This window comes from Alistipes timonensis JC136 (assembly GCF_900107675.1).
Taxonomy (GTDB): Bacteria; Bacteroidota; Bacteroidia; order Bacteroidales; family Rikenellaceae; genus Alistipes; species Alistipes timonensis.
Genome location: NZ_FNRI01000008.1, coordinates 77,990 through 91,050, shown reverse-complemented (window position 1 = coordinate 91,050; position 13,061 = coordinate 77,990). Strand labels below are relative to the sequence as shown.

Here is a 13,061-nt window from a genome sequence, read left to right as displayed (position 1 = left end):
CGCTTATGAAACGATTATCGATATTGGTCCTGGCCGCCTTCGCCTTCACGGCGTGTCTCGACACCCTGCCGGAGGATTTTACCTCGCCTTCGACCTGGTATAAGAACCAGAAGGAACTTGAAGCGTCGCTGGCTTCGGTCTACGACCCGCTGCGCGATTGTTACAGCGTCTATCTGAGCGTGGAATTCTCGCAGGGAAGCGACGAATGTTTTTCGAAGGAGTCCACGCCCAAGCTCGTCCCCTATTATTACAATTACGACGCCGGCAACAACAGTATTAAAATGGTGTGGCAGGAGCTCTACAAGGGGATCGACAATGCCAACGTACTGCTGGAAAACGCTGACAACGCATCGTGTGATGCGGAGGTGATCCGCCGGATCAAGGGCGAGGCGCTTTTCCTGCGGGCCTACTACCATTTCCTGTTGACGGCTTACTGGGGCGATGTTCCCCTGCGGTTGGAATCCACCAAGTCGGCGGAGGACGTGCATAAGCCGCGCACGGCTTCGGCGGAGGTTTACCGGAGGGTGATCGCCGATATGGCCGATGCTTGCGACATGGTGGCCGACATTCGCACGCTCGGGTTCGGAGGGCGTGTGAGCAAGCAGGCCGTCAAGGGTATCCTCGCCCGCGTCTGCCTGAACGCTGCCGGGCGTCTCGACGAACCGGAATACTATGCCGAAGCCCGCAAGTGGGCCTGGAGTCTGATGGAGGAGGGAGTCTGCGCACTCAATCCCGATTACAGCGACGTTTTCATCAAACTGATGCAGGACGAGTACGATATCAGGGAGTCGATTTTCGAGGTGGAGTGCTACGGCAACGTGGAGTCCACCGAGATGAAGGAGACGGGACAGTTCGTGGCCTACTATACGCCGATGTATTCGAAGCAGGATTACTGCGTGGACGAAAAGACCAAAAAGTCGATCGCCCGCGGCCGGGGTGTCTTTTACGTCACGCCGCAGCTTTACGACTCCTATGACGACGGCGACCTGCGCCGCGACTGGACGATCATGCCCTATATGTATAAGAACGAGGCTGTCCTGGAACAGATTCCCTACAACGAGCCGTTCCGCTTCCGCTGGCCGGGCAAGTTTCGCCGCGAATACGAGATCAACCTTCCGGTCTATTCGTGGGGCAATTCGACCAACTACCCGCTGCTGCGTTATTCCGACGTGCTGCTGATGTTCGCCGAGGCCGACAATATGGTGAACAACGGTTCGACGCCCGAATCGCTCGAAGCCGTCAATCAGGTGCGTCGCCGTGCCTTCGGATTCGATCCGCTGACGCCGCTTGCCGAAGTGGACATGAAGGCCATGTCGCAGGCCGAGTTTCTGGAATATATCCAGGCCGAACGCGCCCGGGAACTGGCGTTCGAGTCGCACCGCCGTCTCGACCTGATGCGCTGGGGAATCTTCCTCGAGCGGATGCACGAGATCGGTGAAGAGCTGGCCGCCATTCCGCTGAAAGTAATCGACGAGGGGACGGGGAAATCGATCGATAACCCGATTTTCACCCAGTCGGGCTCGGGATTCCCGATGAACAGCAATCCTTCGGGCCCCGAGATGATGGCCCGTCCGTTCCGCAACGTGGACCAGAAACACCTGCTGATGCCGATTCCGGAATTGGAGATGTCGGTCAACAAGGCAATCGGTACGAATAATCCCGGATGGAATTGATTGTATAGTTAGGTTGGAGAGGGGTATGCCGGTGACGGGATACCCCTTTTTGCGGACTATTGTTTTATCTGGCGGTTTTCACTACCTTCGCGACCGAAATTTGCACGCTATGAAAAAGGGTATTCTCTATGCGATATTGGCCTCGGTGCTGTGGGCCATCGTCAATCCGTTCATCAAACAGGGACTCAGCTACGATTTTACGCCGATGAATTTTGCCGGACTGCGCTTTACCGTTGTCGGCATCATCCTCTTCGCCTATACGTGGCACGGCGGCATGTGGCGCGAAATCGTGCGGCACAAACGGCTGTTCGGCAACCTCATTCTGGTCAATATGTTCCTGGGATACACGGCCTTTTATTTCGGCGTGGACTTTGTCAGCGGGGCCATCAGCTCGATCGTCATGGGCCTTACGCCGCTGATAAACGTCCTGCTGGCGCACCTGCTGGCCAGCGACGACCGGCTGAACCGCTACAAGGTCGTGAGCCTGCTGGTCAGCCTGGCGGGACTGCTGCTGATCGTCGGCACGGGCAGCGACGGCTCGCCGCTCGACTGGCGCGGCATCGGGGGCATCGTGCTGCTGCTGGCGAGCATCGTCTTTCAGGGCTACTCCGCGATTTCGGTTTCCGAGGACAAGGGCAAGGTCGACCCGATTTTCCTCAATGCCGTGCAGATGTTCTTCGGCGGTCTGCTGATCTACGGGGTGGGTATCGCCACTGAAGGATTCGCACCCTTCTGGGCCAAGCCTGCGGGCTTCTACGGAAGCCTCGGGGTGCTGGTCTTCATCTCGGTCTTTGCGTTCAGCTTTTGGTTTATGGCCCTGCGCACCGAGGGCACGAAGGTCAGCGACATCAACATGTGCCGTCTGATAAATCCCGTGCTGGGGGCTGTCCTGAGCTGGATCATGCTGCCCGGCGAATATCCCCATTTCAGCACCGTGGCAGGTATGGCGGTTATCGTCAGTTCGCTGGTCATCTACTTCAAAGGCGAAACCCTCGTCGGACGGTGGCGGCTGCGACACCCGCACGAATAGAGTTTGACGGTCCGCTTTTCCTGATTTCGGAGGCATCTGACGTTTCCGCTGCCGTCCGGCTCAAAAGAAAATGACAAATGATTAATCGTCAATCATTTGTCATTTTCTTTGTAAGTGTTCGGATGGCCGGAGATGGAAAAACGGAGCGCAGGCCGGAAACCAGTCAGAACCGGACGATGCGGAGTGAAATGCGCTTTATCCGGAAGTCTTCCGACGGGGAGGCGATCCCGAATGCGGGGATGGCGTCGAAGACCAGCAGTTGGTGGCGGGCGCGGCGCGGGGATTCCGTCTCCGGCAGTGTGAAGGTCTGGCCGGCGAGTGTGACTGTGGCCGATCCGCACCATTCCAGGTCGAGGTAGATTGCGCCGAACTCCATTTTTCCCGATGCCGCGCTTTCTGCGGCGATTTTTGCCGCGTCCCGGCCCCTCGACCGGTAGATCGTTTCACCCTGGCCCGTATAGTCCGGGGCGAGCAGGTCGGTCGATACGTAGTCGATGTCGGCATGGTTGATCCAGTCGAAATGTTCGAAATCGTCGGCATGGGACTCGGTTTCGAATCCGTCGGCTTTGGCGCGCGACACGTGGGCGAAATAAGCCTCTTCCCCGAACCGGGCGGCGCTTACGGCCATGATGGTGTTCCCGAGCGATGCGATGTGTTCGTAGGTGCTCTGGTAGAGAATACCCATGAGCGGGATGTCCCGGATGCCCATTTCGAGGCGGATGCGGTCGTTGGCGTCGTTGTTCGAGGTGACGACGTAGTTGCCGCGTCCGAATACCCGGTCGGCGATGGCTATCAACTGTGGATAGACCCATTCCGGAGTGACTTTCTTCGGTTCGATGAACGTGCGCAGTCCGCAGTCGCGGCACTCGGTGCAGAACTCTTCGAGGGTGAGCACCCGGGTTCGGTATTCGGGCCGGGCGGCTTTGAGAAGAAAGCTGTCGCGGAGTTCCGCATAGCTGACATCCGAAACGGCGGTTTCTTTGGGTACGGGGCGGCCGTCGTTATAGGTGAACGTGCGGGCCAGGGTGGCGTCGTGTACGGCCACGAGCACGCTGTCGGAGGTCCAGCGCACGTCGGTTTCGATGCAGTCGAACCCGGCGCGCGCAGCCAGCCGGACAGCCTCGCGGGAGTTTTCTCCCGCGAGGGTGCAGCGCATGGTCGCGCCCCGGTGGGCGATGAAATGCCGGACGGCGTCTTCCTCGGTTCCGGTGCATCCCGCCGCAATCCACGGCAGCAGGAGCAGTGTCAACAGCCTGTTTTTCGACATGACGCCGTTATTTTGAACTGTACGGACCGTGGATGGATGTCACCTTGTAGTCGAAATCGGTGTCGTCGAGCATGTAGACATAGTATTCCGCACCGCCCGGGGCGACCCTTACGACAATGTGGCCGTTGTACCCGGCGACGTTCTTGTAAAGCGCCGCATTCTCGGCCAGCGACTCCGGGTGTACGTTGGTGCTGAAAATATCCTTGGTCCAGGTGTAGGGGTGGGTGGCGAAGCTGCCGTTGACGATGGCGGTCAGCAGGGGGATGTCCGGCTGCTTTTTGTAGAAGCTCTGGTTGATGATTACCCGGGGCGAGAATTCGCAGTTCTGCATCTGGCTGCCCCAGGCGTTGTTGCTCAGGTGGTGGTGCGCCTTGAACACTTCGAGGCCGCCTTTGGAGATGAAATCGCGGTAATAGTAGGCCATCCGGTTCTGCGGTCCCGAGGTGAGGTCGCCGCAGGCGATGTAGTCGAACTTCCCGTAGCTGAGGTGGAACCCGCAGCAGGCCGGATTGCCTTTGCCCGCATTGGCGTTGACGAGGGTTCCCTGTCCGGTGGCGGAGTCGAGGTTCCAGGCGTAGCCGTTGGCGATGATGTTGAAGATCCGGAAATCGGGATACTTGTCCTTGTCTTTCAGCAGCGTGATCTGCTCTTCGCCCGCGCGGAACCGGTCGGCCTTCATGCCTTTGTTCGCCACGGCCCATTTGACGAATGCCACCCAGTCGCCGGAGGTCTGGCCGTCCATCTCGGGGATGTCCGGATCGTCTCCGTAGTTCGGGTAACCGCGGTCCAGCACCCGGCTGAACGGAACCTCGCCGTAGAGGGCCATGAGCCCGGTGAGCCGGTAGCCGTTGGGCGAGGTTTCCGCGGCGGCGTCTATGCTGCCGATGTGGTCTATATGGAAATGCGACGGCGCGCACCAGTCGACGGCCGAACTGCCCTGCGGCAGGAAGTGGCGGATGTATTTCGCATCCACGATGTAGGGACGGGTCGATGCGTCGGGCTTCTGCGGCACTCCCGCGCCGTCCGTCACGACGATCTCGCCGGCGTCGACCAGCAGCGTCGTGCCGTCGGGGAGAATGTAGAACGCGCACTCTCCGCGGCCGCTGTTGATGAAATGGATGTCGAGACATCCGTCGGTCCATAGCGGAAGGGGCTCGCCGACCTTTGCTTCGGGAGTCTCGGTTTCCTGAGGTGGTACCTTATTGTTCAGGTCGTCCTCCCAGGGCATTTTTGTTCGCTCCTCGCTGCATGCTGCGGAAGCGATGGCGGCGAGCGCGCAGAAGATGATGATGGTCTTATTCATGTTTTTCGGTGTTTTGGGGTTGGGGTTTGCAACGGAACGGGCCGTCGGCCTGTTTTACGGTGTAGGTCGTGTCGCTGTCGTCGAGCATGTAGACGCAATACTCCTTTCCGCCCGGGGAGACCCGGATGACGATGTGTCCCCCGATCCCGGCGCTGCGGGCATAGAGCTGCGGATCGGCGTCGGTCAGCGAACGGTCGATGTTGGTGAAATACATTCTCTTGGCTCCGGGGATTTTGCTTTCCGAGATTCGGCGGATGATCCCCTGGTCGGGCTGGATGTCACGGATATAGAAACTCTGCGTCACGATGACATCCGGTTGGAGCACCGCCAGCATGTCGTCCTGCATCGTGTGGGGCGAAAGGTGGTGGTGCGACTTCATCGCTTCGACGGGGCGCCCGATGGAGCGTGCACACGGATATTCCACGCGGGTGTTTCCGCCGGCGTCGCCTGCGGTGAAGTAGTCGAAATCGCCGTAGCTCAGCAGGATGCCGCACGACGCCCCGTTCTCCCTCAGCGTGCCGTCGCCGTAGTGGTCCACGACTTTTTCGCCGTCCCACACGCAGCCGTTGGAGCAGATGCCCGTGATGCGGAAGTCGGGATACCGCTCCGGACGGCGCCGCAGCGGGAACTGGCCGCTGTCCCCGAGGCGCAGCATGGCGGCTTTCAGGCCGTTGTGCTCCGTGGCGCGGCCGATGAACCGGCGGTAGTTGGCCAGCGACGCCGTGCTCATCGCCAGGCAGGCGAGGGAGTCGTAGGCCGGATAGGCCCTGTCGACGATCTCCCGGAACGGAAGCTCGTCGTAGAGGGCCGTCACGCCGCTCAGCACGTAGTCCCCGCCGGCCGATCGGCCGTACTCCGGTTCCAGCTGCCCGAGATGGTCCATGTGGAAATGGGTCAGCAGGAAGTAGTCGAGCGAATCCTTGTACGGCATGAAATGCCGCATATACCGGGCGTAGGTGCGGGTCGGACGCGTGAGGCTGTCCGGCTTTTGGGGCATGCTGCGGTACTTTTTCGGTTCGCTGCTGAACTCACCCGCATCCACCGTGAGCGTCGTGCCGTCGGGCAGGATGAGGAAAGTGCACTCCCCGCGGGCCGTGTTGACGGCGTGGATGTCCAGACAGCCTTCGCTCCACGCCGGGAGGGGTTTGCCGACCCGGGCCTTTCCGCCGCCGCATCCGGCGGTCAGAACGACCGCCGGGAGCAGCAGCAAAATGAATATCCGTGCTTTTTTCATCACTTTTTGATATAAACGGGGCGTATCATGAATCCGGCTTTCGCATCAAATGCCTTGTTCCAGTAGGGGAACGTGGCTTTCGCGGAATTGATGTGGAAAACCGTGCCGTAACAGGGTTCCGTAGCGTCGTCTCCGGTCATGGATTCCGACGCCCAATAGGTGCCTTGGGTACCTTGTACGTTGACGGTGAGGTCCGTTTTGTTGTAGCGTCTTCCGCCTTTGGGCAGGAAGAGCCCCTTGGCGATGTCGTCAGCCGTGAATTCCACCTCCGTGTCGTTGTGCGAAGGCGATTCTCCCTCTGCCGGGTCGGTGAACAGAATGCCCGTTATCACCTTGCCTTCGGCGATCTTGTATCTGCCGTACTGCGATGATGCCTCGTTGACGAGTTTCGTCATTTCAGCCTGCGTCGGCAGCCGGAATTTGCCGTTCGAGGCCCAATAGGCGAGGTCGCCGAATCTGGCGGCGGAGAAATCCGTGGTGGCGGCGGTGCACTCCTGCGAGGTGTACATCCGGCCGGAGATGTCCGTTCCGACGGCGGCTACCGCCGAATGTTCGGCTGCACACAGGAACGGATTGGCGATGCCGCCCCAGTTGAAGTGGTCGTACTGTGTGTAGTCCGTCGGTTTGAAGGTGACGGCCTTGCCCGAGGCTAAGGCGTTTTCGCAGTTGATGTACTCCCACTGCTCGGGGGCGATCCGCCAGTCGGTCCGGAACCCTTCGTCCGTGCTTCCCTCCACGTGCTGGAGGTTTCCGAGCGCCCAGTAGATGCCGGCCACCAGGACGGTGCCTTCGATCGGCTCCTGGGGTGCATATTTGGGCAGGGTTGCGCTGATGGTTCTCATGTCCGCGAGTTCGGCGTTTATCGGTGTGGTGAGGCACTCCGCCTCGCCGATGTTTTTGCCGGAGGCGTCGTATGCGGTGGCGGTGAGGCTGCCGTATTCGCCCACGGGCACGGCGAAGGAGACCGTTACGGTGGATTCCCGCTTTTCCGGAAGCGTGACGACGAGGCCGTTCGACCCCTTCTGCGCCGCGATGCCCGTCCCGAACGCATCCGGGAGGGTGGCGGAGACTTCGCCGGAAAGGTTGTTGTCGGCTTTCAGTTCGATCGTCGCCGCTTCGGTGCTGACGTTGCCGATCTGTACGGTGAAATAGGACATCAGTTGCCTGAACGTGATTTCGCAGGAGTTGCCGATCTCGGCGGCCATCACCGAGCAGCTCCCGGTCGCCGAGGGGGTTATCGCGTCCGGCAGAACGGCTTTGAGCGTGTTTCCGGAGAGGGTGGCCGAGGCGGGATGGAGCGCATAGCCGCCCATCTCCTTGCCGTCGGGGATCGTTCCCGTGAAGAACGCCCGGCGGGTTCCGCCCGTGCCGTCGAGGGCGAATTTCACGGCCGAGCCGTCGGTGCAGACGACCGAAACGGCGTCTTCCCGCAGCCAGCGGGCCTCCCCGGTGTTGACGAGCGAAGCTCGCGTAGTGCAGTTCTCGATCGAGGCGATGAGCGTGACGTCACCCGTCCTGGAAAATTGGATGTCGGGGTTGTATGCCTGCTCGGAATCGTCGCAGCCCGCGGCCAGCATCGCCGCGGCTGCACAGCAGCAAAACAGGTTGAAAGTCTTGTTCATGGTTTTCGTGTTCTAATATCCGGGATTATTGTTTTCCGTGCCGATGAGCGGGTTGGTCACCATCTCGCTGTAAGGGAAGGGCCAGAGCTCGTCCTTGCCCAGCTGGAATTTCCGCTCGGTGTGGACCCGCGCGTCGAATTTCTTTCCGTCGAAGGTGGTGACGCCGTCGTAGGTGACGGTCCAGTTTTCATCGATGATGGGTTTTGCGTTGGAGGTGGTGTGCTCGTAGGCCGGGGCGTACTGGGGGCCGTTGATGGCTTTGAGCGCTACGGGGGTTTTGCCGTCGCTCTCCTTCCAGCGGCGGATGTCGAACCAGCGGAATCCTTCGGCGCACAGTTCCACCTTCCGCTCATAGCGGAGCGCGCTGCGGAGCGCCTCCCGGGACGAACCCTCCACCGGCGGCATCTTCACCCGGGCGCGGACCCGGTCGATCTGTGATTTGGCGCGTGCGAGGTCGCCGCCGTCCCACTCGATGTTGGCCTCCGCGTCGATGAGCAGGAGTTCCGCAAGGCGGATGATCGGAACGTCGAGCTCGTCTTCGTAGCCGGTGCCCGTGATGCTGCCGTAGTAGGCCGGGTCGCAGAATTTCCGCCAGAGGAATCCGCCCGGACCCTGAATGCCGTTCGGACCGTACTCGCTCTTGTTGCCGGTCACGTCGGAGTTGGTGACGGAGGTGCCCGATATGTAGTCGTAGACGGTCTTGTCGGCCGGATCGGTGGAGAACTGGATGCCCATGGTCCGCGAGCCCGAACGCACGCAGTAGAGGTCGAGGCGCGGGTCGCGGTTCTTCCACGGATTCTGCCAGTCGTAGAGTTCCGATTCCGAAATCGGCTTGCCGTCGGTGCACTGGAAGGTGTCCATCATCGCCATCGACGGGCCTGCTCCTGCGGCGCCGTTGTGGACGCGGGAGGTTCCCGTGTAGATGCCGGTGTGGGTGTTGGAGGCCGCCAGGCGGTTGAACTGGATGGCCCAGATCCACTCCTTCGAACCGGTTTCGGCGGCGAAGCCGAACAGGGGCGTCGGGTCGGGCTCTCCTTCCGCATGGGTCGGGTAATAGGTGCAGTCGAGCGGGGTGAGGTCATAGACCCCGTCGGCGAGTTCGAGGGCCCGCTTCGAGCATCTCGCCGCACTCTCGAAGAATCCCCATTCGAGGCAGATGCGCGCTTTGAGGGCGTATGCCGCCACGCGGCCGATTCGGGCCGTGCCCCAGGTCTGGCTGCCCCACGAAACCGGAAGATGGTCGATCAGTTCGTCGTCCATGTCTTTGATGATGCGGTCGATCACCTCCGCTTTCGGGGTGCGGGCATAGGCGTAGTCGTCGAGCGTGAGGCAGTGGTCGATGAACGGAACGTCGCCGTAGACCTTGCAGGCCCAGTCGTAGAAATAGGCCCGCAGACAGAGAAGCTCCGCCTTGAACCGGTAGTACTCCTCGTCCTCGATCTTGCCGCGGAGATTGTCGAGGTTGTCGAGCACGAGGTGGATACGTCCGAGGCTCTTGTAGATCCGGGCGTAGAAATGCTCTACGCCGCTGTACGACGAGGTGATGGTGGACTGGGTGTAGTCCGGCCATTTCGAGAGCACCGTGCGCATGGCGCCGATGTCGGTGAGCTGGTCCATCCACCTGTTGGGAAAAGGCTCGTACTGCTCGATGTTGTTGGCGAGGCTCTTGTAGGCGGCGAGCACGCCGGCCTGCGCTTCGTCGAAGCTGGCCGGGAAGGTTCCGGTGGAGGGACCCGTGAGCGGAATCCTGTCGAGCGAGCAGCCTGCGGTGAACAGGGCCGTCGCCAGGGCGAAAAATGCGATGTATTTTTTCATGACCGTAATGCGATTAGAATTTGATTTCCACACCGAACGTATAGGTGCTTACGAGCGGGTAGTTGTTGCCGATGCTTCCCGTGGTCGCTCCCTGCGAACCGCCCTGATAGGCGGTTTCCGGGTCGTAACCGTCGTAGTAGTTGCTTATGGTGAAGAGGTTGGTCGCGTTGGCGTAGACCATCAGCCCGTGGACGCGGAGGGCTTTGGTGACCGACGACGGGAACGTATAGCTGAGCTGGAGGTTTTTCAGACGGCAGTACGAAGCGTCGGCCATCCAGAACGTCGAGGGCTTCTTGTTGAGGTCGCTCGTGTAGGAGAGGCGCGGATATTTCGCTCCGGGGTTGTCCGGGGTCCAGTTGTCGAGGTGGCCCCGCTGGAACGTGCCGCCGCTCACGCAGGGCTGGGTGTAGGCGCCGCTGATGTAGGCGTCGGCCTTGCCCACTCCCTGGAACTGCGCGCTGAGGTTGATGCCCTTCCAGCCGAAGTTGAGGGTCAGGCCGTAGGTGTAGCGCGGGATGAGGCTGCCGACGATCTGCTTGTCGCTGTCATCGATCTTGTTGTCATGGTTGTAATCCTCGTAAACGAGGTCGCCCGGGCGGGTGATCTGGTTGTACTGGGGGCAGTTGGCGTTCATCCAGTCGGCCTGCTCCTGCGTCTGCACCACGCCGAGGCATTTGAGCAGGTAGAGCGAGTTGATCGACGAACCCTCCTGGTTGCGGATGACGCCGCTGGTGCCGTAGGTGCCTTTCATGTCCACGATCTCGTTGATGACGTCGGAGAGGTTGGCCTGCACGCCGAAGTTGAAATTGCCCCAGCTGTTGTTGTAGCCGACGGAAACCTCCCAGCCGTCGTTGGTGACGACGCCGGCGTTCTGGTAAGGCGCTCCGAGTCCGATGGAGGAGGGGATGTCGAGCTGCATCAGGATGCCGTCGGTCTTCTTGTGGTAGTAGTCGGCGGTGATCGAAAGGCGGTTCCACAACGTAGCGTCGAAACCGATGTCGGTCATGTAGGTGGTCTCCCAGGTGATGTCCTCGTTGGCGAGCGAGTTCTGGGCCACGATGGGGTAGATCTTGTTGGCGGCGGAGATGGAACTGATCGTTAGCAGCTGCGACGCGGGGTAGTAGGAGTTGATGTTCTGGTTGCCGAGCGTACCGTAGGAGGCCCTGATCTTGAACTCCGAGAGCGTTTTCCGGGCTGCGGCCATGAACGGCTCCTCGGTGACGCGCCAGGCGGCGGAGAACGACGGGAACGCACTCCAGCGGTTCTTCCGGACGAAACGCGAGGAGCCGTCGTAACGGAGGTTGGCCTCGAAAAGATAGCGCTCCTTGAAGTTGTAGTTGATGCGGCCGAAGAACGATCCCAGGGCCATCTGGGTCCGGCTGCCGGAGTTGTCCTTGAACTCGTTGTCGCCGCCGGCGCTGATGACCTCGTAGTCGGGATAGGCGAACTCCTGACGGTATGCGCCCAGACTGTAATAGTCATACTCTTCGTAGGATGCGCCGACGAGCAGTTTGAAGCTGTGGCCCCCGAACTGGCGGGTCGCCGCCGCGGTCGCATGGTAATAGCCGTTCCAGGCGGCCGTGACCGTCTCGTCGAGGGAGTTGTACTCCGCATTGGAGGTTTTCGAAACCGTGCCGTAGGGGTCGGAGTGGTACTCCACGAGGTCCACGAACCGGTGGGTCTTGATGGCCGTGAGCTGGGGTGCGGCTTTCACTTCGAGGGTGAGCCACTGCACCGGCTTGTATTCGAGGGCCGCGGAAGCCTTGAGGACTCCGTTCTGGCGGATGTTGTTGCCGCCGACCCCCTGCTCGATCATGGGCAGCGGATTGACCGTACCTCCGGTGAACGGAGCGTAGCTGCCGTCGGACCATTGGGCGAGCATCAGCGGGTCCTTGGAGTTCATGAATCCGAAGACGCTGCTCTGATAGGGATTGGCGGCCCGGCGGGAATAGGTGGCGGCGATGTCGAGCCGGAAATTGAGCCGGTCGTTCATCCGGATGTCCATGTTGTTGCGCAGGTTGTAGCGCTTGAAATTGGCGTTTTTGATGATGCCGTTCTGGTCGAGGTAGCCCAGCGAGGTCATCACCCGGATACGCTCGCTGCCGGCGCTCATGCTGAGGGTGTGGTTGTGGGTGAACCCGTTGCCGGTCATCAGCCGGTCCTGCCAGTCGATGATGGGGTAGGCGTCCGGGTCGAGGTAGTTGTTCCGGCGGTAGTTGGCGATGTATTCGTCCGTGTAGAGGGAGACGGCGCCGTCGTTCTCCGAGGCCCTGCGCGAAAGGTGCATGTACTCCTCGGCGTTGACCACGTCCGGATAGACCACGGGGCTTTGCCAGCCCACGTAGCCGCGGTAGGTGACGGCGAATTTGCCTTTGTCCGCACGCTTGGTGGTGATGAGGATGACTCCGTTGGCCGCACGGCTTCCGTAGATGGCCGCCGAGGCGGCGTCCTTGAGCACCGAGATCTGGTCGATCTGCGAGGCGTCCACGGAGTTGAGGTCGCCCTCCACGCCGTCGATAAGCACGAGCGGGGAGCAGTCCGAGCCTCCGAACGAACCGATGCCGCGGATCTGGATGTTTCCGGAATCGGCGCCGGGAGCGCCGCCCGCCGTGGTGACCGTCACTCCCGGGGCGATGCCCTGGAGGGCGGTCGAAAGCTGCGTGATCGGTCTGCGGGCGAACTCTTTGGTGGAGATGGACGAGACCGAACCGGTCAGGTTGACCTTCTTCTGCGTGTCGTATCCCACCACGACTACGTCTTCGAGGAGATTCTCGTCCGGTTCGAGGGAGATGCTGAGTGTGGTCTGCTTGCCGATTTTTACGAGTTTCTCCTTGAATCCGAGGAAGGTGACCACAAGGGTCTCCCCTTCGGCGACGGGGAGCGTGAATTGACCCTTGTTGTCGGTAATGGTGCCTTTGGGCGTGCCGCTGACGACGACAGCGGCTCCGGGGAGGGGTTTGCCATCTGCATCCGAAACTGTGCCGGTGATGCGCCCCGATTGGGCCGCGGCGGACAGCAGGTGCAAGATAAACACAACTGAAAGGAGTAGTTTCAGTGAAGTCGAATGTTTACCCATCTTGATCGTTTTTTTGACAGAGGTCGTGTAAAACTCTGCTC

8 protein-coding genes are annotated in these 13,061 nt (G+C 60.7%); 2 read left to right on the top strand and 6 right to left on the bottom strand.

The window, feature by feature from the left end; genetic code table 11:
• The first annotated feature begins 5 nt into the window (after nucleotides 1–5).
• Together BLU78_RS11265 and BLU78_RS11260 are read left to right on the top strand one after the other, a co-directional pair.
• The gene (locus BLU78_RS11265) at nucleotides 6–1,673 is read left to right on the top strand and encodes a RagB/SusD family nutrient uptake outer membrane protein (RefSeq protein WP_231290926.1); all 1,668 of its coding nucleotides are present in this window, start codon (nucleotides 6–8) and stop codon (nucleotides 1,671–1,673) included.
• Between the two features lie 109 nt (nucleotides 1,674–1,782).
• The gene (locus BLU78_RS11260; protein WP_010264856.1) at nucleotides 1,783–2,703 is read left to right on the top strand and encodes a DMT family transporter; all 921 of its coding nucleotides are present in this window, start codon (nucleotides 1,783–1,785) and stop codon (nucleotides 2,701–2,703) included.
• Between the two features lie 163 nt (nucleotides 2,704–2,866).
• On the opposite strand, the gene BLU78_RS11255 is transcribed toward BLU78_RS11260, so the two are convergent.
• Genes BLU78_RS11255 through BLU78_RS11230 form a run of 6 tightly spaced genes read right to left on the bottom strand, consistent with a single transcriptional unit; the run spans nucleotide 2,867 to nucleotide 12,978 of the window.
• The gene (locus BLU78_RS11255) at nucleotides 2,867–3,970 is read right to left on the bottom strand and encodes a glycerophosphodiester phosphodiesterase (RefSeq protein ID WP_010264852.1); all 1,104 of its coding nucleotides are present in this window, start codon (nucleotides 3,968–3,970) and stop codon (nucleotides 2,867–2,869) included.
• 7 nt (nucleotides 3,971–3,977) lie between these two features.
• Complete coding sequence (locus BLU78_RS11250; RefSeq protein WP_010264848.1) at nucleotides 3,978–5,273, bottom strand: ComEC/Rec2 family competence protein; 1,296 nt, start codon at nucleotides 5,271–5,273, stop codon at nucleotides 3,978–3,980.
• Nucleotides 5,266–6,507 (bottom strand): ComEC/Rec2 family competence protein, encoded by a 1,242-nt coding sequence (locus tag BLU78_RS11245; protein WP_010264845.1) that lies wholly within the window; start codon nucleotides 6,505–6,507, stop codon nucleotides 5,266–5,268. Before BLU78_RS11245 ends, BLU78_RS11250 begins: the two co-directional genes overlap by 8 nt.
• The gene (locus BLU78_RS11240; protein ID WP_010264840.1) at nucleotides 6,507–8,129 is read right to left on the bottom strand and encodes a hypothetical protein; all 1,623 of its coding nucleotides are present in this window, start codon (nucleotides 8,127–8,129) and stop codon (nucleotides 6,507–6,509) included. The genes BLU78_RS11245 and BLU78_RS11240 overlap by 1 nt, the downstream gene beginning before the upstream one ends.
• Nucleotides 8,130–8,141: 12 nt before the next feature.
• Nucleotides 8,142–9,944: a RagB/SusD family nutrient uptake outer membrane protein gene (locus BLU78_RS11235; protein WP_010264837.1), complete on the bottom strand. Its 1,803-nt coding sequence runs from the start codon at nucleotides 9,942–9,944 to the stop codon at nucleotides 8,142–8,144.
• A gap of 13 nt (nucleotides 9,945–9,957) precedes the next feature.
• The gene (locus tag BLU78_RS11230; protein ID WP_010264833.1) at nucleotides 9,958–12,978 is read right to left on the bottom strand and encodes a SusC/RagA family TonB-linked outer membrane protein; all 3,021 of its coding nucleotides are present in this window, start codon (nucleotides 12,976–12,978) and stop codon (nucleotides 9,958–9,960) included.
• Nucleotides 12,979–13,061 lie beyond the last annotated feature (83 nt).